Annotated in this window: 23 protein-coding genes and 1 tRNA gene; 11 read left to right on the forward strand and 13 right to left on the reverse strand. The window is 44.7% G+C overall.

Translation table 11 applies throughout. The features are described 5' to 3' along the window. Window positions 1-19 precede the first annotated feature (19 nt). From MD536_RS00330 to MD536_RS00340, 3 genes are all read left to right on the forward strand, one after another. Window positions 20-475 (forward strand): single-stranded DNA-binding protein, encoded by a 456-nt coding sequence (locus tag MD536_RS00330; RefSeq protein WP_239594703.1) that lies wholly within the window; start codon window positions 20-22, stop codon window positions 473-475. A gap of 69 nt (window positions 476-544) precedes the next feature. Beyond that, a complete protein-coding gene (locus MD536_RS00335) occupies window positions 545-1,633 on the forward strand; it encodes an Ldh family oxidoreductase (protein ID WP_239594704.1) in 1,089 nt (362 codons plus the stop codon). A 62-nt stretch (window positions 1,634-1,695) separates the two neighbouring features. Next, window positions 1,696-3,015: an aspartate kinase gene (locus MD536_RS00340; protein ID WP_239594705.1), complete on the forward strand. Its 1,320-nt coding sequence runs from the start codon at window positions 1,696-1,698 to the stop codon at window positions 3,013-3,015. A 21-nt stretch (window positions 3,016-3,036) separates the two neighbouring features. Here MD536_RS00340 and MD536_RS00345 read toward each other — a convergent pair whose 3' ends face one another. The 5 genes from MD536_RS00345 to MD536_RS00365 all read right to left on the reverse strand — a co-directional run bounded on the left by MD536_RS00345 (window position 3,037) and on the right by MD536_RS00365 (window position 8,138). Next, window positions 3,037-3,978: an alpha/beta hydrolase gene (locus MD536_RS00345; RefSeq protein ID WP_239594706.1), complete on the reverse strand. Its 942-nt coding sequence runs from the start codon at window positions 3,976-3,978 to the stop codon at window positions 3,037-3,039. A 45-nt stretch (window positions 3,979-4,023) separates the two neighbouring features. Beyond that, window positions 4,024-5,073, reverse strand: a complete 1,050-nt coding sequence (gene queA / locus MD536_RS00350; protein ID WP_234865228.1) for a tRNA preQ1(34) S-adenosylmethionine ribosyltransferase-isomerase QueA — start codon at window positions 5,071-5,073, stop codon at window positions 4,024-4,026. Window positions 5,074-5,223: 150 nt separating this feature from the next. Beyond that, on the reverse strand, window positions 5,224-6,957 hold the full coding sequence (locus MD536_RS00355; protein ID WP_239594707.1) for an ABC transporter ATP-binding protein: 1,734 nt from the start codon (window positions 6,955-6,957) through the stop codon (window positions 5,224-5,226). Between the two features lies 1 nt (window position 6,958). Further along, entirely contained in the window at window positions 6,959-7,357 is a 399-nt protein-coding gene (locus tag MD536_RS00360) for a hypothetical protein (protein WP_239594708.1), read from the reverse strand. 10 nt (window positions 7,358-7,367) lie between these two features. Next, window positions 7,368-8,138 carry an AMP nucleosidase gene (locus MD536_RS00365; protein WP_239594709.1) on the reverse strand — a complete coding sequence of 257 codons (771 nt, stop codon included), beginning with the start codon at window positions 8,136-8,138 and terminating at the stop codon, window positions 7,368-7,370. 69 nt (window positions 8,139-8,207) lie between these two features. On the opposite strand from MD536_RS00365, the gene MD536_RS00370 reads away from it, so the two are divergent. Further along, the gene (locus MD536_RS00370) at window positions 8,208-8,642 is read left to right on the forward strand and encodes a type I restriction enzyme HsdR N-terminal domain-containing protein (RefSeq protein ID WP_239594710.1); all 435 of its coding nucleotides are present in this window, start codon (window positions 8,208-8,210) and stop codon (window positions 8,640-8,642) included. Window positions 8,643-8,693: 51 nt separating this feature from the next. Here the strand turns inward: MD536_RS00370 and MD536_RS00375 are convergent, their stop codons facing one another. From MD536_RS00375 to MD536_RS00395, 5 genes are all read right to left on the reverse strand, one after another. Further along, window positions 8,694-10,112 carry a Glu/Leu/Phe/Val family dehydrogenase gene (locus MD536_RS00375; protein ID WP_239594711.1) on the reverse strand — a complete coding sequence of 473 codons (1,419 nt, stop codon included), beginning with the start codon at window positions 10,110-10,112 and terminating at the stop codon, window positions 8,694-8,696. A 70-nt stretch (window positions 10,113-10,182) separates the two neighbouring features. Next, complete coding sequence (locus MD536_RS00380) at window positions 10,183-10,413, reverse strand: CcmD family protein (RefSeq protein ID WP_239594712.1); 231 nt, start codon at window positions 10,411-10,413, stop codon at window positions 10,183-10,185. Beyond that, complete coding sequence (ccsA, locus tag MD536_RS00385) at window positions 10,406-11,074, reverse strand: cytochrome c biogenesis protein CcsA (RefSeq protein ID WP_239594713.1); 669 nt, start codon at window positions 11,072-11,074, stop codon at window positions 10,406-10,408. The genes MD536_RS00380 and ccsA overlap by 8 nt, the downstream gene beginning before the upstream one ends. A 37-nt stretch (window positions 11,075-11,111) precedes the next feature. Continuing rightward, entirely contained in the window at window positions 11,112-11,762 is a 651-nt protein-coding gene (locus MD536_RS00390; RefSeq protein WP_239594714.1) for a heme exporter protein CcmB, read from the reverse strand. A gap of 3 nt (window positions 11,763-11,765) precedes the next feature. After that, complete coding sequence (locus tag MD536_RS00395) at window positions 11,766-12,335, reverse strand: thymidine kinase (RefSeq protein ID WP_317208100.1); 570 nt, start codon at window positions 12,333-12,335, stop codon at window positions 11,766-11,768. 131 nt (window positions 12,336-12,466) lie between these two features. Between MD536_RS00395 and MD536_RS00400 the strand changes: the two genes are divergently transcribed. Next, on the forward strand, window positions 12,467-13,150 hold the full coding sequence (locus MD536_RS00400; protein WP_239594715.1) for a DUF8457 domain-containing protein: 684 nt from the start codon (window positions 12,467-12,469) through the stop codon (window positions 13,148-13,150). Here the strand turns inward: MD536_RS00400 and MD536_RS00405 are convergent. After that, complete coding sequence (locus MD536_RS00405; protein ID WP_239594716.1) at window positions 13,117-14,373, reverse strand: 3-deoxy-D-manno-octulosonic acid transferase; 1,257 nt, start codon at window positions 14,371-14,373, stop codon at window positions 13,117-13,119. The genes MD536_RS00400 and MD536_RS00405 overlap by 34 nt on opposite strands. 98 nt (window positions 14,374-14,471) lie before the next feature. On the opposite strand from MD536_RS00405, the gene MD536_RS00410 reads away from it, so the two are divergent. From MD536_RS00410 to rfbD, 6 genes are read left to right on the forward strand one after another with little or no spacing between them, the layout of a single operon-like run. Continuing rightward, complete coding sequence (locus MD536_RS00410; RefSeq protein WP_239594717.1) at window positions 14,472-15,605, forward strand: DegT/DnrJ/EryC1/StrS family aminotransferase; 1,134 nt, start codon at window positions 14,472-14,474, stop codon at window positions 15,603-15,605. A 13-nt stretch (window positions 15,606-15,618) separates the two neighbouring features. Next, window positions 15,619-16,941 carry a UDP-glucose dehydrogenase family protein gene (locus tag MD536_RS00415; protein WP_239594718.1) on the forward strand — a complete coding sequence of 441 codons (1,323 nt, stop codon included), beginning with the start codon at window positions 15,619-15,621 and terminating at the stop codon, window positions 16,939-16,941. Between the two features lie 4 nt (window positions 16,942-16,945). Beyond that, entirely contained in the window at window positions 16,946-17,935 is a 990-nt protein-coding gene (locus MD536_RS00420) for a UDP-glucuronic acid decarboxylase family protein (RefSeq protein ID WP_239594719.1), read from the forward strand. 4 nt (window positions 17,936-17,939) lie between these two features. Further along, window positions 17,940-18,995, forward strand: coding sequence for a dTDP-glucose 4,6-dehydratase (gene rfbB, locus MD536_RS00425; RefSeq protein ID WP_239594720.1), 1,056 nt, complete (start codon window positions 17,940-17,942; stop codon window positions 18,993-18,995). Then, entirely contained in the window at window positions 18,995-19,555 is a 561-nt protein-coding gene (gene rfbC, locus MD536_RS00430) for a dTDP-4-dehydrorhamnose 3,5-epimerase (protein ID WP_239594721.1), read from the forward strand. The genes rfbB and rfbC overlap by 1 nt, the downstream gene beginning before the upstream one ends. Continuing rightward, on the forward strand, window positions 19,552-20,439 hold the full coding sequence (gene rfbD / locus MD536_RS00435) for a dTDP-4-dehydrorhamnose reductase (protein ID WP_239594722.1): 888 nt from the start codon (window positions 19,552-19,554) through the stop codon (window positions 20,437-20,439). The genes rfbC and rfbD overlap by 4 nt, the downstream gene beginning before the upstream one ends. A gap of 6 nt (window positions 20,440-20,445) precedes the next feature. Here rfbD and MD536_RS00440 read toward each other — a convergent pair whose 3' ends face one another. Both MD536_RS00440 and MD536_RS00445 read right to left on the reverse strand, forming a co-directional pair. Next, window positions 20,446-20,781, reverse strand: a complete 336-nt coding sequence (locus MD536_RS00440) for an MmcQ/YjbR family DNA-binding protein (protein WP_239594723.1) — start codon at window positions 20,779-20,781, stop codon at window positions 20,446-20,448. 45 nt (window positions 20,782-20,826) lie between these two features. Then, window positions 20,827-20,897: transfer RNA gene (locus MD536_RS00445), tRNA-Gln, on the reverse strand. Window positions 20,898-20,971: the final 74 nt, after the last annotated feature.

The following is a 20,971-nucleotide window of genomic DNA, read 5'->3' on the forward strand; positions in this document are numbered from 1 at the left end:
TAGCTAAAATTGTTAAGTTATGATCAAGCTTCAGGTAATAGGAAATCTCGGGAGAGATTGCACAGTGAACAATGTAAATGGCCGCTCGGTGATGAATTTCACGGTAGCCCATACAGAACGATACAGGGATGCCCAGGGCAACCAGCAGGATAAGACCATTTGGGTGGATTGTGCTTACTGGTCAGATCGTACGGCGGTAGCACCCTATCTGAAAAAAGGAACTCAGGTTTATGTGGAAGGAACTCCTGAAGTCCGCACGTATCAGAAAAATGATGGCAGCACCGGTGCTTCTCTTTCTATGAGGGTTTTGAATGTGCAGTTGCTGGGAGCACGTTCTGAAGGTCAGGGTGGTGGATATGCCCAGGGTGGTGCCCAAGCTCAACAGGGATATAGCCAGGGAGGAAACTATTCTGCGCCTGCAATGGGTCCAGCCCCAGTAAGTATGGACCAGGGAGGTGATGACTTGCCTTTCTAAAATTGAAATCAAATTCTTTTGAAAAGGTGCATCCGGTTGGGTGCACTTTTTTTATTGTTTCTTTGCAGCATGGCAGAAACAGTAGTACGGTATGAAAACCTGGTTGAATTTACCAAGCAATTATTTCAATCGATCGGATGTTCAGCAGCAGATGCAACTACAGCAACAGCCGTTTTGCTAAGTGCAGATTTAAGAGGTATTGATTCACATGGTATCGCGCGGCTCAGCGGCTATATCCGGTTATGGGAAGCCGGTCGGGTGAATGCAACTCCATCCATCCGTATCATACATGAAACACCTTCTACTGCAGTAGTGGATGGCGACAGTGGGTTGGGTTTGGTGGTTGCCCCCTACGCCATGAAAGTGGCCATGCAAAAAGCTGCCCAGGTTGGAACAGGCTGGGTGAGTGTACAAAACAGCAATCATTATGGTATCGCAGGATGGCATGCGATGATGGCCCTGGAGCAGGAAATGATTGGCATCAGTATGACCAATGCCTCTGCGTTGGTTGCACCTACATTTTCAACAGAACGTTTGTTGGGTACCAATCCTATTTGTGTAGCGATTCCCGCTGGAGAAGAACCCGCCTTTGTGGCTGATATGGCAACTACCACAGCTGCGAATGGAAAGCTGGAAATTTTACAAAGAAAAAACCTGGAAGCACCCATTGGCTGGATCCAGGATGCTGAAGGGGAGCCTACCACTGATGCACATGCCTTAAAAAAAGGTGGTGCCCTCTTACCGCTAGGTGGCGATCGTGAACACGGCAGTCATAAGGGATATGCTCTGGGAGCCATTGTAGATATTTTTTCAGCTGTACTAAGCGGCGCCAACTATGGACCCTGGGTGCCTCCCTTTCCGGCCTATGTTCCAATGCCAACCGGTATGCCAGGCAAAGGCATTGGTCATTTTTTTGGCGCCATGCGCATTGATGCCTTTCGTCCGGCTGCTGATTTTAAAAAAGATATGGATAACTGGATTCGTCGGTTCCGCAGTGCTAAAACAGTACCGGGAGAAGCCTCCGTACTGGTGCCAGGTGATCCGGAAAGAGAACTGGAATCGGTGCGGAGAGAACAGGGCATACCCCTGCTGGATCCTGTAATTGAAGATCTTCAATCACTTGCTCAAAAATTTTCAATTCCATTACGATTGGCGTAAATTCGCTGCCGCTTGATCAGAGATTAGGTGATTTTGTTTAATAATTTTAAAAAGGTTGGCTGATGAAAGTAATGAAGTTCGGTGGCACCTCTGTAGGGAAGCCGGAGAGAATGCACCAGGTTGCCCAGTTAATTACCAAAGACGGGGAACCCAAGATTGTTGTTTTAAGTGCACTTAGCGGCACTACCAATACACTGGTTTCAATTGGAGATGCACTTTCCAAAGGTGATAAGGCAGGTGCCAAACAGATCGTGGATCAGTTGGAAGCTCATTACAAACAGTTCATTCTGGATTTGTTGAAAAAAGACGATACCCGCGCCAAAGCCAACCAGCAAATCAGCGAACATTTTGAATTCCTGAATATCATTACCAAAATATCATTCAACGATGCGCTGAATAAGGATATCCTGGCCCAGGGCGAGTTGATGAGTACCAAACTTTTTTCCATTTACCTGGAAGAGCAGGGCATTGATCATGCACTTTTGCCGGCGCTTGAGTTCATGAGTATTGATGCCAATGATGAACCGCAACTGGGTTCGATCCGTAAAAAATTAATGACCATCCTCGCACAGCATCCCAACAAGAAATTATTTGTTACGCAGGGTTATATTTGTCGTAATGCCAAGGGAGAAGTAGACAACCTGAAACGTGGTGGTAGTGATTATACCGCTTCACTGGTAGCAGCAGCAACCAACAGTACGGTTTGTGAAATCTGGACAGATATTGATGGCATGCACAACAACGATCCTAGGGTTGTAAATAAAACTGTTCCTATTGAACAACTCAGTTTTGAAGAGGCAGCTGAGCTGGCTTATTTCGGAGCGAAAATTTTGCATCCCACCTGTATTTGGCCGGCACAACAGGAAAGCGTTCCGGTGAAACTGCTGAATACTATGCAGCCGGATGCTGCAGGTACAACCATTACTAAAGAAGCCGGCTCGGTTGGAGTCAAGGCGATCGCTGCCAAAGATGGTATCATCGCCATTAAAATCAAAAGCAGCCGCATGTTGCTGGCTTATGGATTCCTTCGGAAGATTTTTGAAGTCTTTGAAAAATACCGCACTCCAATTGATATGATCACTACGTCTGAAGTGGCCGTTTCGGTTACTATTGACAGTGATGCCTATCTGAAAGAAATTGTGAAGGAGCTTGAACCCTTTGGTTCAGTGGAAGTGGATCGCGATCAGACCATTGTTTCAATTGTGGGCAATGAAATTGCTGAAACAAAGGATGTGCTGAGTCTCCTGTTTGATTCGCTGAAGCAGGTGCCTGTGCGGATGGTTTCTTATGGTGGCAGCCGGCACAATGTATCCCTGTTGATACCTTCCGGCAGCAAACAACAAACCTTGCAGTTACTCAATTCCGGTTTATTCGGACTTTAATAAGAAGGCGGGCTTGGAAACTTATCGCTTCTTAAGGATCAGGTCCTGGTCGAACATCCACTGGTAAACGAATTTCATCCATTCGACATCACTACTCGGATTGATCATTCCAAAGCCATGCCCGCCTTTTTCATAGGTATACAAATCATTTTTGACGCGGACTTTATCCAGGGCCTCTTTTAGTTTAAGACTGTTGTCGATTTTAACGGTACGATCATCCTTGGCATGTACCAGAAATACAGGCGGTGTTTTTTTCGTCACCTGGTTTTCCAGCGAGAAAAACTTTACTTGTGCCGGATCTGGTTCCTGACCGAGTAATGCCTCCCTGCTACCCTTATGCGAAAATTCATCTGTGAAACTGATCACCGGATACACTAGAATTGAAAAATCCGGGCGCAGGGATGTTTTCAGTGGATTCGTGATGAATGCCTGATCAAAGTGAACAGTTGCAGAACCGGCCAAATGTCCGCCAGCACTGAATCCCATGATCCCAACCTGTTTCGGATTGAGTTGCCAGAGTTTAGCTTTTTCACGAACAAACTGGATGGCCCGCTGTGCATCCTGTAAGGGACCAATGGTTTTATTTTCCATGCTCTCGTCTGAAGGCAGGCGATACTTCAGAACGAAAGCGGTTACTCCCCACTCATTGAATTTTTTTGCCACAGCAGCACCTTCATGGTCGGCAGCGAGTACCCTGTATCCGCCACCCGGACAAATAATCACCGCTGTTCCATTGGCTTTTGAAGGGTCTGGTAAATAGGCTGTGAGTGTTGGTTTCGTAACATTCGAAATAATCAGGCGTCCACTGCCTGCTGTTTCAGCCTTCTCAACAAGGGAAGAAGGTTTTGAATTCGGAATCGAATCCACCGGATAGAGTTCAAACACATCCTGGGCTACTGCAAAAAGACTTAGACTTGACATCAAAAAAAATAGGATGAACGCTTTCATTTGTTTCGCTTTCATCCTATGAATATAAATACAGTCTGGCTAATTTCAGTGGCTCATCTGTTAAATCACCAGCATAGCATCGCCGTAGCTAAAAAAGCGGTACTTATCCTTGATGGCTTTTTTGTACGCTTCCATGGCCAGATCGTATCCGGCAAAGGCACAGGTCATGATCAGTAGGCTGGTCTTAGGTAGGTGGAAATTGGTAACCAGAGAATCCGCTATAGAGAACTCATAAGGTGGGTGAATAAAGTGATTGGTCCAGCCCTCAGATGGTTTCAATAATTTTTCAGCCGTAAAGGAGGATTCAATTGCCCGCATGGTAGTAGTACCGATGGAACAGATCCGGTGATTATTGGTTTTCGCCTTGTTCACAATCTGGCAGGCAGTATCATCGATCCGATAATATTCTGCATCCATTTTATGTTTGGAAAGATCCTCCACCTCAATGGGGCGGAAGGTTCCAAGACCGGTATGCAGGGTTACTTCAGCAAAACGGATGCCTTTGATCTCGAGGCGTTTGATCAACTCGCGACTAAAATGCAGTCCCGCAGTCGGAGCAGCAACCGCACCCTCATGTTTGGCATATACAGTCTGATAACGCTCCTTGTCTTCCTCATCCGGCTTACGCTTGATGTATTTGGGAAGCGGTGTTTCTCCCAGGAATTCCAGCATTTGGCGGAACTCTTCATCGGTTCCTTCCCAGAGAAAACGAATCGTACGACCACGACTGGTTGTATTGTCAATTACTTCAGCCACCAGTTCGTCGTTGTCACCAAAATAGAGTTTGTTACCTACGCGGATTTTACGGGCCGGATCTACAATTACATCCCAAAGGCGATTGGGTTTGTTCAGCTCACGAAGCAGGAATACTTCAATTTTGGCACCGGTTTTTTCCTTACGCCCATACATACGCGCTGGGAACACCTTGGTGTTGTTTACTATGAAAACATCCTTGTCGTCGAAATAATCCAGGATATCCCGGAAAGTCTTGTTTTCGATGTTTCCGGTCTTGCGATGTACCACCATCAGGCGGCTGTCTTCTCTTTTTTTCGCAGGGTTCTGGGCAATAAGATTAAGGGGGAGATCGAACTTAAACTGTGATAGCTTCATGTATTAAATGGTTTTTACAACCACCAGCCACACGACACATATCAACATCCAGGGAAGAGGGGTGTCTAACACAACCCGGACTTACGGCTCCGGTATTGATATCATGTTACGGCATGATGTTTAAATGGGTGCAAAGGTAGGATTAAAACTTCATTTCGCAAAGATCTCCGATCGTCCGGGAATTGCGTCTAATAAACGTTTGGTAACCAACGAGGTAGGATGGTTGATTACCTGGTTTGTGTTACCCAACTCAGCTATTCTGCCCTTCTCCATTACCAGTATGCGGTCGCTGATGTATTTTACCACTCCCAGGTCGTGTGTAATGAAAAGGGCGGTAAAGCCAAATTCAGCTTTCAATTCATTGATCAGGTTCAATACCTGTGCCTGAACACTCACATCGAGCGCGCTTACACTTTCATCAAACACTACAAAAGAAGGGTTAAGTGCCAATGCTCTTGCAATTCCAATCCGCTGTCGCTGACCGCCACTGAATGCATGCGGATAGCGGTAATAATGTTCCGGTTGCAAATGGACTTTTTTGAGCAAGTCCATCACTTGTTCTTTTTGAGTAACGGTGGGTAAGTCAGGATGATGTACCTGCAGCGTTTCCCGGATGGCTTCTCCAATTGGGATTCGTGGATTCAGAGAGCCGTAAGGATCCTGGAAAACCAGCTGCATCTCTTTTCTGTACCGGCGTAAATTTCGTTTAGGCAACTCCGTTAGATCAACTCCGGATAGCCGGATACTTCCATGTTGAATCGGTATCAGTTGCAACAGTGCTCTTCCAAATGTAGTTTTCCCACAACCGGATTCTCCGACAATGCCAAGTGTCTCACCTCTAAAAATATCAAGATTGATTTCATCAACAGCTTTGGTGATTTCTCTTGCCTGGCCAAAGAACCGGCGTTTTTTCGGATACCAGACACGTAAGGAGCGGATCGAGATCAGAGGTGTTGCCTCCTGATTGGCTGCCGGATCTTTTTCTGTCAATACTTTTTCTGCTGTTTGTTTTTCTGCTGTTTTATGACCTAAAAAATCATCCACTACTGGAAGTCTCCGTCCCTTCTCATACAAAATTGGGCGGCATGCCAGCAGTGCCCTGGTATAGGGGTGCTGCGGATTGGTAAATAGTTCATCACAACTGCCTTCTTCCACTATTCTTCCTTTGTATAAAACAATTACCCGATGTGCAAAATCACGTACCAGTCCCAGATCATGGGTGATAAACAACATCCCCATTTTCGTTTGTTCCTGAATGTTGGTTAGTAACTCCAGTATACTTTTCTGCACAGTCACATCAAGAGCCGTAGTAGGTTCATCCGCAATCAGCAGGGAAGGTTCACAGGCAAGTGCCATTGCGATCATCACCCGTTGTTTTTGTCCGCCACTGAGTTGGTGCGGATATTTTTTCAATACCAGCTCGGGTTCGGGTAATTGAACCTTTTGGAATAAATCAAGCGTCTTTAATCGGGCATCTTTTGCGGATACTCCTGTATGTGTACGTATCGCTTCCATTACCTGGTTACCACAGGTAAAAACCGGGTTGAGTGCAGACATCGGTTCCTGGAAGATCATAGCGATTTCCTTTCCCCGGATAGAGCGAAGTTTCGTTCCGGGTGCTTCCAACAGGTTCAGCTCCTCTTTGCTATTTGATGGTGTGAATTTAATTTTACCATTCAGGTACCGGGTTGTTTTGGGGGGTAATAGTTGCAAGATTGAAAGGGAACTGACTGATTTTCCAGAACCGGACTCCCCAACTACCGCCACAATTTCTCCCCGGTTAACTTTGAAACTGATGCCATGTAAGGCTGTTCGGATTTCAGCTTCCTGAAGAAAGCCTACAGAAAGGTTTTCGACTGACAATAAGGGTAAGGCTTCCTGCATGTCAGGGATTTATTTTTTTTACATTGATAATACTGAGCCGGGTAGGAGGGGTGGGATAATAAGCCATACAAACCATACAGTCTTCTTTATAATTGGAAGAGGCTATCTCAAATGTAAACAGGTCTCCTTCACTGATGCCTGCTTTGGCAAAACTGCACCTGCTTTCCACGCTGAAAACATTGGTATAGTCCGACTTTCTTTTTTCATCGTGAAATCTTGCAGTCAATACAGCCGGATCCAACTTTCCTGAAACCAACGCAACAACATAGTGATTGCAGATCTCACTGATCACCAATTTACCGGCAAGTGGAGTGGCGGGTTGGTCTTGAACTGCTGTTGATTTACAACTCCACCACGTACTAGTCAATAATAAACTAACCAGGACTGTGTTTATCTGCATCACGCAAAGTTTAAAAGCGAAGGTGCCTTACCGTTAGTCCGTCGTTGATCAGCTGTTTTAGCGAATCTATTCCTATTCTGATGTGCCGCTCAACAAACTCGGTGGTAACTTTTTTATCACTCTCTTCTGTTTTTACGCCTTCGGGTATCATGGGGGAGTCACTCACCAGCAACAAGGCGCCGGTTGGAATCTTATTGTAAAACCCAACCGAAAAAATGGTAGCGGTTTCCATATCTATCGCATATGCCCGTACCTGCTGCAGGTATTCCTTAAATGTTTCATCGTGCTCCCAAACCCTTCTGTTGGTGGTATAAACAGTACCCGTCCAATAATCCACACCGTGATCCCGGATTGTGGTGGATACCGCTTTTTGTAAGGCGAATGCTGGCAGTGCCGGTACTTCCGGAGGGAAATAATCATTGGAAGTACCCTCTCCACGAATAGCTGCTATGGGCAAAATCAGGTCCCCCACCTTGTTTCGCTTTTTTAAACCACCACATTTTCCAAGAAACAACACAGCTTTGGGTTCAATGGCGGTTACCAGGTCCATTACTGTGGCTGCAGTCGGACTACCCATTCCAAAATTGATAATGGTGATATCCTCTGCTGTAGCACATTGCATAGGTTTGCCATAGCCAACAACGTCCACTTTGTGCCATTTGGCAAACCATTCCACATAGTTACTGAAATTGGTGAGCAGTATGTATTTCCCAAAGTTCTCAAGCGGTTGACCGGTATATCTTGGCAACCAGTTCTGCACTATTTCCTCTTTTGTTTTCATGGCATTAGTTTTTCCTTTCTGACAAATCAATTTCAGCAATATACGATTTTCGAATCATAGCTTTGGCAAATGATCCGAATGGTTTATCCCGATATCAGTCTGAAATGGAAAGAATCAAATGGTCAGCGGCTGGTCTTTGATCCGATCCGAAAAAAATGGCTGGTGCTGACACCTGAGGAATGGGTGCGTCAGCATGTGCTGCAATATCTCTTAGTTGTTAAAGGATATCCACAGGCATATATCGCTGTTGAAAAAAATATGCAGTTAGGTGAATTAAAAAAGCGGTTTGATTTGCTGGTTTATAATCAGGAGCACAAGCCCTGGCTAATGGTGGAATGCAAGGCTATGGATATTCAGCTCAGCGAAGCTGTATTGCATCAGATTTTGCGGTATAACCTGGCAATTCCGGTTAGTTATTTAGTAATTACGAATGGTGCGGAAGCGATGATTTATCACCGGGCAGAAGGAAGATTGTCTGTTCTCGCAGACTTCCCCGCCTATTAAAAAAGGTGTTGATGATAACACCAACACCTTTCAATTAATCTATAAAATCTCTTACGGGAAAATGCCCAGTTCATTGTAGCTGGTAGCTACTTTGTTGATGGCAACTACATAGGCGGCTGTACGCATATCCGGAATAGATGGATTTTGCTTCCAGCATTCCATGATTTCACGGGTAGCTGTGATCATGGTTTCTTCCAGTCCGGAATAAACCAGATCCACCTCATCCGGACCGTGTTCGATCATGATTTTGTGATTCTCGGCTACTTTTTTTCCGGTCAGGCTCTCAATCTGGTTGATGATATTTTTATTCTGATTTTCTGTAAAACGCTTTTCCAAACGGCCATAGCGAACATGGCTCAAGTTCTTCAACCATTCGAAATAGGAGACGGTTACACCACCGGCATTCAGGTACATATCAGGTACAACCAGGGTTCCTTTGGAAGCAAAAACTTCATCTGCTTCAGGGGTCAATGGACCATTCGCAGCTTCTCCAATAATACGTGCTTTAATACGGGGTGCATTTTCACCATTGATTACATTTTCAAGGGCGGCAGGAATCAAAATCTCGCAATCCAGTTCCAATGCATCATTGGAATTCGCCAGGTTCAATGCTCCGGGGAAATTCAGAATGGATCCTGTTTTTTTGCGGTGCTGGAATACTTCGTCTTCATTCAGTCCGTCTGGATTCATTATTGCTCCTTCGTATTCAGCGATAGCAATCACTTTAGCGCCACCTTCACGGAAAAATTTGGCAGCATGATAACCCACATTACCCAGACCCTGAATAACAACGGTTTTTCCCTCAATTCCGAGGTCAAGACCAAGGCGCTGCATTACATCCGGCATGCTGCACACTTCGCGGATACCATAGAAAACACCCAGGCCGGTTGCTTCTCTGCGTCCACGAACACCGCCCTGCGTAACTGGCTTTCCTGTTACGCATCCTAAGGCGTCCACTTCACCCGGTTTCATACTCATATAGGTGTCGAGGATCCAGGCCATTTCACGTTCGCCGGTTCCATAATCAGGAGCAGGAACGTCGGTACCCGGACCAATAAAATTTTTCTTGATCAGTTCGTGTGTATACCGACGGGTAATTTTTTCCAGTTCATAAGGGGTATATTTTTTAGGGTCGATGGATATACCGCCCTTTGCTCCCCCAAATGGTACATTCACAATTGCACACTTGTAGGTCATAAGTGCAGCAAGTGCCATCACCTCATCAAGGTTAACTGCAGTTGCAAAGCGGATACCGCCTTTACAGGGTGTTTTGTGATGAGAGTGTTGAACACGATAAGCTTTAATAACTTCAATCTTATCACCGATTTTAACCGGAAAATGCATCCGGTAAACCGAATTACATTGTTTGATTTGTTCAAGAATTCCCAGATCCCAGTTGGTGAACTTGGCTGCCTTGTCAAAGCTCTTCTCTACTGCTCCAAAGAAGCTGTACTCTTGATGTCCAGACATAACGTTCGTTTTTTGTTAGGTGTTTTTTATATGTGTTTACGCAATCGTCTTCTCTTACAACGAAAAAAGATCAGGCTTCGTTTTCCAGTTTGGTGATTTTTCTGTCCAGGCGGATCAGGTAGAATAATATTCCTGCCACAATAAGTACCACAACTGCAACTACTGCATAGATTTTTCCATTGGTGTGCAGGGCGTCAGCCATCTGAACCGGTCCATCCTCATTCATGGGCGCCTGGGCAGATAACCGGGTTGAAAGTAGCAGCAGGATTGCAATCAGCCCCTGCCATTTAATATTACGCATGTTGAAGTTTTTTTTCTTCCAAATTTTTGAGCCGGATGGATAAACTGGCGACCCACACTCCCAATAATGTCCAGCCAGGAAAAGCCACAAAGTAAAATAAGTACCTCATTCGGCTGTCTACATCACCCGGATTCAATGCCGGATTGCCCATTCCGCCCGGGTGCAGACTCTCCAGCAGGCGGGGAATAATCCAAATAGTTGGAAATAGCATTGCAAAGGCGAAAATATTATAGACCGCTCCAATCTTTGCTCTTTTGTCCGGATCAATCATGGAATTCCGTAAAACGAGGTAAGCGAAATAGATCAGAAACGCAATCGCAGCACCAATCTGTTTGGGATCGTTACTCCAGGGTTTACCCCAGGTGTAGTTGGCCCAGATCATGCCGGTTGATAATCCCAGTATACAAAACAACAGTCCTATATTGGCATATTCAACAGCCAGGCTATCGTGTTTCAGATTCCCGCTTCGCAGGTATTTGACTGAGTTAACGACGGAAACGATAAAGAAGATCATCATCCCAAACCACATGGGCACATGGAAATAGTAATTCCGAATGGTTTCATTCAGAATGGGTTTGGCGGGTACATCGCCCAGGAAGCCGGCTACTGAAATGATGAGTAGCTGCAGGATGCAAAGGATTTTCCACCAGGCTAAGCGCATAAAATCGAATAAGTGCGGCAAAATTAGGGGAAAAGAATCAGTCCTTCCACAGAAAGGGAAAGAGGATAATGGCCAGGGCAACCACCAGCAGATCAAGTCCTGCCAATAACAGTACAATCATACCCAAACTATCCTGAATTACCTGGCTAAATGCGGTATTGGCCAGCTTCATCATCAATAAAATTTGAGGAATAATTAACGGAAAGCCGAGGATGGCCATAAGAGCTGCATTTTGTTGTGCGCGGGCAGCAATCGCTGATAAAAAGGTAAAAACAAGACTGAGTCCCAATCCACCAAAAACCGCCAAACCCATGAACCGGAGTCCATTCTGAACTGGGTTTCCTAATAACAAACCAAAAAGGATCCAGGAAACCAGGCTTAGTAAACCCATAAGTAAAACATTGAACAGTAGTTTGGATAAAATAAAATCCCTGGGCCCGGCTATGCTGTAAAAATAGAGTAGCCGGCCACGGCTTTCCTGCAGAAAACTTTTGGCCACTGCATTTACACAAACAAATAACTGGATCATCCAGAAGAGGCCATTCCAGACCTGGTCTTCGGGCTGTCCCATAGCCAGGTACAAAACAAAGATGGTACTGGCAACATATAATAGAATTCCATAAAATGTGTATTGCTGCCGGAACTCCAGGAGCAGGTCTTTTTTAAAAAGGGCAATGACAGCTTTCATGCATCAGTTTTTTTCGTCATAACAGGTTCTGCAACGGGGTTCATAGGATTCCTTTTCTCCCAGCAAAACCAGGCTATCCCGGGCGATCTTTCTATAACTGAAAGAGGCAATATTTCCACATTTTACACAAATGGCATGCAACTTGGTGATATAATCTGCCTTGGCCAGCAGAAAGGGCATCTGCCCAAAAGGTTTTCCAAGGTAGTCCATATCAAGTCCGGCTATGATCACCCGAATGCCCTGCCTGGCCAGTTGGTCACAGACATCAGGTAATTGGTCGTCAAAGAACTGGGCTTCGTCAATTCCCACCACGTCCACATTGGAGGCCATTAATAATATGGTTTGGGAATTGTCAATTGGTGTGGATGTGATAGCGTTTTCGTCGTGGGAAACGATTTGTTGTTCATCATAACGAACGTCGATGGCCGGTTTGAAAATTTCGACTTTCAGATTGGCTATCCGGGCGCGTTTCAGGCGTCTGATCAGCTCTTCGGTTTTGCCTGAAAACATGGAGCCACAGATGACTTCAATCCATCCACGGCGGCCGCCATTAAGTGTAGGTTCTATAAACACGATCTATACAATTGATGAGGAACAGACAACTTATCAAAGGTTAACAGATCCTTTGATGAGTATTGATTCAGTTCCAACTTTATTTTAATAACTTTATGAAATCCAATACTAACCCAAAAGTACCATATCAAATGGAAAGAGTTAGAGCACTGATTAATAAGCTTCAGGAACAGGCAGACCAGGGAGCGGAGGCATCCTTATTACTAATGACTGCCCAACTGTTGCAAGCGGCTCTTCAGGAACAGGCTTCGGCTGCTTCTGTACACCGAAATGGAAACTCTAAAGTAGCGGTTGTATTACCTACTCTTAATAATTCAATTCAAAAAGTTGTTGTGGATCCTGCTCCGGTTGTTGTGGAAACCGTGGTGGAAGTGACTCCCAAAGTGCAGGAGCCAGAAACAGCCCTGCCTTCTGATTGGCTGCAGTCCCTGATGCAAGAAATCCCAACCCTGGCACATCAGAAGGAAATAAGAGAACTGAATGATGTAATGAGTCAGCAATTAACTGGAGCTTCCCTTAATGATAAATTGAAGCAGGGGGCAGTAGAAGTGGCGGATGTACTTACCCGTGAGCCTGTGCGGGATCTCAAAAAAGCCATTGGTATAAATGATCGTTTTGTGTTTGTACAGGAATTATTCCGCGGTGATGAAGTGATGTATGAGCGTAGCATCAAAACCATCAATTCCTTTAATATTCTTCAGGAAGCTGAGTACTGGATTGAGCGCGAACTCAAACTGAAGCTTGCGTGGGATGATTCCAAAGAAACAGTGCGCCATTTTTGTCAACTCGTAAGAAGAAGGTTTTCCTCCAAATAATTCTGAATGAATGCACTTGCACCCCGGCGATTCGCAACAAATGTTGCAGCCGACTGGGAAGCAGCAGCCAAAGTCTTTTCATCTGTAAGCAACTGATGAAAGCGATTTTCCAGTTCCAATGCGGTTGAAACAGCAAAGCCTCCACCTGCCTCAATAAGTTCTGTGGCCTCTGGAAACCGATCATATACAGGACCATGTATGACAGGGACCCCATATACTGCGGCTTCCAGGATGTTGTGAAGACCATCGTCCCCGAAACCACCTCCTACATAAGCCAGTGTAGCGTATTTATAAAGGCGCGATAACATTCCGATATTATCGATGATCAGCACATTGGCAGTTGTTCCGACATCCGGTGCCTGCTTCCATATAGAAAAACGGATAGTATGTTGAAACAATTTTTCCATGTCTCTTAGGTGCTCCTCATAAATTTCATGCGGAGCTATTATGAACCGGATATCAGGACGGGTATTGGCAAAATGGTCCAGTTCCTCTTCATCTTCCGGCCAGGTGCTGCCACAAACAACGACGGGGTGATTTCCTACAAATCGTTCTATTTCCGGAATGGGTTCAAATTTTTCCGCAATGGCTGAAACCCGGTCGTACCGCGTGTCTCCAGCTACCGTGGTTTTGTGAATACCAACCTTGCTTAGCAGCTCGGCGGAAGCATCATCCTGCAGGAAAAGATGCCGGAAGCAGGTGAGCATATGGCGATGCAACCTGCCATAGCTCCTGAAAAAAGGTTGGGATTCGCGAAATCGGCCGGCAATTAGCACAACCGGGATATTTTTACCAGACAAGATATTGAGATAATGATACCAGAATTCATAGCGCACCCAGATAACCAGTGATGGGTTGGCGGTTTCAATGAATTTGCGGGCATTCCGGGCGCTGTCCATTGGCAGGTAACAAACATAATCAGCTCCCGCATAATTTTTCCGGATTTCATAACCGGAGGGAGAGAAAAAACTAAGCAGAATACTATGATTCGGGTAATTGGCACGTATCCATTCCAGAATGGGCCGCCCCTGCTCGAACTCTCCAAGGGAAGCACAATGCATCCAAACCAGCGGCCGCTGATCCTGCTTTCGAAACCGGATTAGTGCATGTTCCCATGCTTTCCGGCCTTCCACCCATTTTTTTGCTTTGGGATTCCAGCGGGCTGCCAGTAGTAGTGCCCACCGGTAGAAAACAATAAACAGATTGTATAATAAAAGACTCACTGAATCAATTGGTTAATATACGACAAAGCTAAATTCAAAGTTCCACCCAACCTATATTTTGCTATTTTTGTGCCCATTTTAAAAGAGGAGGGAGACTTATGCGACCTATACAAATGGTGGATTTAAAAAAGCAATACCAGGAAATTAAAGCCGATGTGGATGCGGCAATCCATGAGGTGCTGGATTCAGCTGCCTTCATAAATGGGAAGGCTGTGCAGGACTTCAGTAAGTCGCTGGCCAATTACCTGGATGTCAAGCATGTCATCCCCTGTGCAAATGGAACGGATGCCCTTCAAATTGCTATGATGGCGCTGGATCTTCAGCCGGGAGATGAAGTGATTACACCATCTTTCACCTATATAGCAACAACCGAAGTGGTGGCGTTACTGCGTTTGCAGCCAGTATTTGTGGAAGTGGATCCCAAAACCTTTTGTATTGATCCTGCAGCCATTGAAAATGCGATCACTCCCCGTACCAAAGCAATTGTACCGGTTCATTTATACGGTCAGGCAGCCAATATGGAAGCTATCATGGAAATCGCGAACAAGCATGGATTGGCTGTAATTGAGGATAATGCCCAGGCAATCGGAAGTGACTATTATTATAAAGATGGTAGTTCGCGTAAAACTGGAACAATTGGAACCATCGGCTGTACTTCTTTTTTTCCGTCCAAAAACCTGGGTTGTTATGGTGATGGTGGCGCGATCTGTACCAATAATGATGAACTGGCTGACAAAATGCGTATGATCGCCAATCATGGTCAGAAGGTTCGGTATTATCATGAAATGGTGGGTTGCAATAGCCGGCTCGACAGTATTCAGGCTGCTGTGCTGAATATTAAACTGCCCAAGCTCGACCAGTATATTGAAGCCCGGAGAAAAGCGGCAGCTTATTATGATCAGGCATTTGCCGGACACAAAAAAATTACCACTCCATACCGCGCTTCCAATAATAAACATGTCTTTCACCAGTATACGCTGATTTTGGAGGGAATAAACAGGGATGAATTACACCAATACCTGGCTGAGAAACAGATTCCATCTATGATTTACTATCCGGTACCGGCGCACCGTCAAAATATGTTTGCTGCCCTGGGAGGAAATAAATTTGAACTGGAGGTTACCGACTGGTTGACCGAGCGAGTGATTTCCTTGCCGATGCATACAGAGCTTGATCAGGAACAATTGGATTATATAACGACGGAAGTTTTAGCTTTCGCAGATAAAAATTAAACTTGAAATCCGAATGAAAATTGCAGTTGTTGGTACCGGCTATGTAGGTTTGGTTACCGGAACCTGTTTTGCTGAAACAGGTAATGAAGTTATTTGTGTTGACATTGATCAGTCAAAAGTGGATCGTTTGTCCAATGGAGAGATCACTATCTATGAACCCGGACTTGAAAAATTATTTCTCCGTAACCTGAAAGAAGGTCGGCTGAGTTTTACTACCAGTCTTGCGGATGGAATTAAAGATGCAGTTATTATTTTTCTGGCCCTTCCAACACCTCCGGGTGCTGATGGTGCGGCAGATCTACGTTATGTATTGGGTGTAGCTGAGGATATTGGGAAATTACTGACTGATTACAAGATACTGGTAGATAAAAGTACAGTACCGGTAGGTACCGCGGATAAAGTGCGGGAAGCTGTAGCAAAAAATTACAGTGGTGAGTTTGATGTGGTATCCAATCCTGAGTTTTTGCGCGAGGGGGTAGCAGTAGATGATTTTATGAAACCAGATCGGGTGGTTATTGGAGTTAGTTCAGAACGTGCCCGCAAACTGATGGGAGACTTGTATGCCCCTTTTGTGCGTTCCGGCAACCCGGTAATTTACATGGATGAGCGTTCTGCTGAATTAACGAAATACGCCGCTAACTCTTTCCTGGCAACCAAGATTTCTTTCATGAATGAAATAGCCCAGCTGTGCGAAAGACTGGGAGCTGATGTGGATATGGTGAGATTAGGAATTGGAAGTGATGATCGAATTGGTAAACGATTTCTATTCCCCGGTATCGGCTATGGCGGAAGTTGTTTCCCAAAGGATGTACAGGCACTTGTTCAATCAGCATCACAAGTTGAATATGATTTTCGGATACTGAATGCCGTTATGGATGTAAATGAGAAACAAAAAACTCATTTATTACCTAAGATTCGCCGGTATTTTGGAAATGATTTGAAGGGTAAAAAGTTTGCGCTATGGGGCCTGGCATTCAAGCCGAATACCGATGATATCCGGGAAGCACCGGCTCTCTATATAATTGAAGCATTGCTTAAGGAAGGGGCCTCGGTAACTGCTTTTGACCCGGAAGCTGTCCGGAACGTTAAGCAAGCGCTGGGAGATAAAATCAGTTATGCAGAAAATCAGTATGATGCTTTGCAGGATGCGGATGCCCTTGTAATCGCAACGGAGTGGAATGAGTTTAGAACACCTGATTTTTTGAAAATGGTGGTCAGAATGAGAAACAAAGTGATTTTTGATGGCCGTAACCTGTTCGATACAAAAGCCATTGCCGAACTTGGATTTCATTATGAAAGTGTTGGCAGAAATACAGTAACCGGTGCTTCAAAATAATGCTATGAAAAAAAGAGTATTAATTACCGGTGCAGCCGGATTCCTGGGTTCTCATCTTTGCGACCGCTTTATAAAAGAAGGTTTCAGTGTTGTAGGGATGGACAATCTTATTACTGGGGACCTTAAGAATATTGAACATCTGTTCAAACTGGAGCAATTCGAATTTTACCATCATGATGTAAGTAAATTCATTCATGTTCCGGGGAACCTGGATTATATCCTGCATTTCGCTTCTCCGGCCAGCCCGATTGATTACCTGAAAATTCCCATACAGACACTAAAAGTGGGCGCTCTGGGAACGCATAACTGCCTCGGACTGGCTAAAGCCAAGGGGGCTCGTATCCTGGTGGCTTCCACGTCAGAAGTTTATGGTGATCCGCTGGTTCATCCGCAAACGGAAGAGTATTGGGGTAATGTTAACCCTGTTGGACCAAGAGGGGTATATGATGAGGCCAAGCGTTTCATGGAATCCATCACTATGGCATATCATACCTATCACCAGGTGGAGACACGTATCGTACGCATCTTCAATACCTATGGTCCCAGAATGCGACTCAATGATGGAAGGGCCTTGCCTGCATTCATCGGACAGGCATTACGCGGAGAAGATCTGACTGTTTTTGGTGATGGATCCCAAACACGTTCCTTCTGTTATGTAGACGATCTGATTGAGGGTATATACCGCCTGCTGATGAGTGATTATGTCAACCCCGTAAATATTGGTAATCCGGATGAGATCACATTGAAGGAATTTGCAGAGGAAATCATTCGTCTAACCGGTACTGAACAAAAGATCGTATACCGGTCATTACCTAAAGATGATCCGAAACAACGGAAGCCGGATATAACCAAAGCCAGAGAAATTTTGGGATGGGCCCCAACCATAAGCAGATCGGAGGGAGTGAAGATAACCTATGAGTATTTTAAATCACTCCCTTACGAAGAGCTCTTCAAGCAACCAAAAGAGTTTACATCACCCAACCATAAACATTAATGGAATGTCTACAATATTGATTACCGGAGGTGCAGGATTTATTGGGTCGCATGTAGTACGGCTGTTTGTTAAAAAATATCCGGCTTATAAAATTGTCAATCTTGATGCCCTTACCTATGCTGGTAACCTGGAGAATCTTAAGGATATAGAGCAGGCTTCCAATTATATTTTTGAAAAGGGGGATATTACCGATGAAGCCGGGATGCAGCAATTATTTGACCGCTATGATTTTGATGGAGTAATCCACCTGGCAGCCGAAAGCCATGTAGACCGCAGTATTGCTGATCCTTTACAGTTTGTAAAAACCAATGTCCTGGGTACCGCAAATTTGCTGAATGTGGCTAGGAAGAGTTGGGCGGGTCGTTTTGAAGGAAAACGGTTTTATCATGTTTCCACAGATGAAGTGTATGGATCCTTGGGGGAAGAAGGAATGTTTACAGAAACAACTCCCTACGATCCGCGTTCTCCTTATTCCGCATCCAAAGCTGCCTCAGATCATTTTGTGATGGCATATTATCATACCTACCATTTGCCAGTGGTTATGAGCAACTGCTCGAATAATTATGGCTCCCATCATTTTCCGGAGAAACTGATTCCGCTAATGATCAATAATATCCTGAACAAAAAACCATTGCCGGTATATGGGAAGGGTGAAAATGTGCGCGATTGGTTGTGGGTGGAAGATCATGCAAGAGCAATTGACCTGATTTATCACAAAGGTGTGCCTGGAGAAAAATACAACGTTGGTGGTTTTAATGAATGGAAGAATATTGATCTTGTGCACCTGCTTTGTTCAATCATGGATCGAAAGCTGGATCGTACTGCCGGAGAATCCGCTCAGTTAATAACCTATGTGACGGATCGTCCTGGACATGATTTAAGGTATGCCATTGATGCCACCAAACTGAATCGCGAATTGGGATGGAAACCTTCTCTTCAGTTTGAGGAGGGTTTGGAGAAAACCGTTGACTGGTACCTGGATAACCGGGAGTGGGTGGAGCATGTTACAAGCGGAGATTATCAGCATTATTACAAAGAACAATACGAACACCGTTCCTGATGGCATTTACAGCAACCGGATTTCCCGGACTCCTGATTTTTGAACCAACTATTCATGGTGATCACCGGGGTTATTTTTTTGAATCCTATAATGCCGCAATATTTGAGGCTGCAGGGATTCACTACCAATTTGTACAGGACAACCAGGCAAGGTCAGGTTATGGGGTAATTCGTGGTTTACATTACCAGGTTCCACCTTTTGCACAAACCAAACTAATTCGAGTTCTGGAAGGTCAGATCCTGGATGTGGTAGTTGATTGCAGAAAGAACTCTCCCAGTTTCGGAAAAGTGTTCAGCATTGAATTAAGTGCAGCAAACAAAAAACAATTATTGGTTCCAAAAGGATTTGCACATGGCTATTCGGTGTTAAGTGAAACTGCTGAAGTGCTTTATAAATGCGATGCTTTTTACAATAAAGGGGCAGAAGGAGGAGTGCTGTTTAATGATCCTGCTTTGGAGATCGACTGGAAAATTCCCGAGGAAGCCAGAAAAATTTCTGACAAGGACCGGATACTGCCCTGCTTTGTTGATATTGAACCTGTCTTTCAATTTGAGCCATGAAAAAAATACTGGTAACTGGGGCAAATGGTCAGTTGGGTTCAGAATTACAGGAACTCTCGGTCTTGTATCACCATCAGTATCAATTTCTTTTTACTGATCGTGCGGATTTCCCTTTGGATCAGGAAAAACAAATGGCTGATTTTTTTGCCATCCATCAACCTGATTTTTGTATTAATTGTGCTGCCTTTACTGCTGTTGATAAAGCAGAAACAGAGCGCGAGCAGGCAATGCTGATAAATGGTTGGGCAGTTGGCAAAATTGCCCAATTATGTAATGAGTTCAGTTGCCGGCTGATTCATATTTCAACAGATTATGTATTCGATGGAAATAGTTCAATTCCTCTTACTGAAACTGCTCCGGTAAATCCCGTCAATTATTATGGGCTCTCCAAACTGAAAGGAGAGGAGCTGGCTCTGTCATTCTCGCCTTCCTCCATCATCATCAGAACTTCGTGGGTGTACTCTTCCTATGGAAATAATTTTGTGAAAACAATGATCCGGCTGATGAATGAACGTCCGCAAATCAACGTTGTCAATGATCAGATCGGAGCTCCAACTTATGCTGCAGACCTGGCCAAAACAATTCTGCAAATAATTGAGGTACTTGATGCTCCGGGAGGAGCATCCCGTCCGGGTGGAATCTATCATTACTGCAATAGCGGACAAATCAGCTGGTATGATTTTGCGAAAGCTATTTGTCAGAAGATTCACGCAAACTGTGAAGTGCTGCCCATTCCATCATCAGATTATCCAACACCCGCAAAACGGCCCGCTTTCAGCCTTATGGCAACTGAAAAAATCCAGCGTGATTTTGGAGTGTCTGTTTATCCATGGGAAGATAGCCTGGATGCCTGTTTGCTGAAAATGCAACAATACCTGGCCTGATCCTTTTCATCGCTGAGATTTTGGAAGGCTGGACCTAACGAGTTTATAGGAAATATCAATCCATTCCTTTATAACCCTGTCAGGAATAGAGTTGTCCATAATAATTGTATTCCAGTGTTTCTTGTTCATATGATATCCAGGCTGCACGGCAGGATAGCGTTCCCTTAATTCGATTGCTTCATCCGGATCAGCTTTCAGATTGATGCTTTCGAATAAATCTACATCTGTGAGTGCAAACATTTTCCCTTTTACCTTAAAAACAAGCGTTTCGGGTCCGAATGGAAATTCTTCGGTGACATCTGAAAAAGAAAGGCAATATTGACGGAAAGATTCAATGTCCATTCGGTTGGAAAGATAAAAAAAGCAGGTTGTTAAACCTGCTTTTTGTTGCCCGACCAGGATTCGAACCTAGACAAACAGAACCAAAATCTGTCGTACTACCATTATACTATCGGGCAATCCGTCCCTTAAGGGAGTGCAAAAATAAAGGGTGTGTCCATTTCTGCCAAAAAAAAATTCCAAAAAGAGGATA

It is taken from the genome of Flavihumibacter cheonanensis, from assembly GCF_022352215.1.
GTDB classification, from domain to species: Bacteria; Bacteroidota; Bacteroidia; order Chitinophagales; family Chitinophagaceae; genus Flavihumibacter; species Flavihumibacter cheonanensis.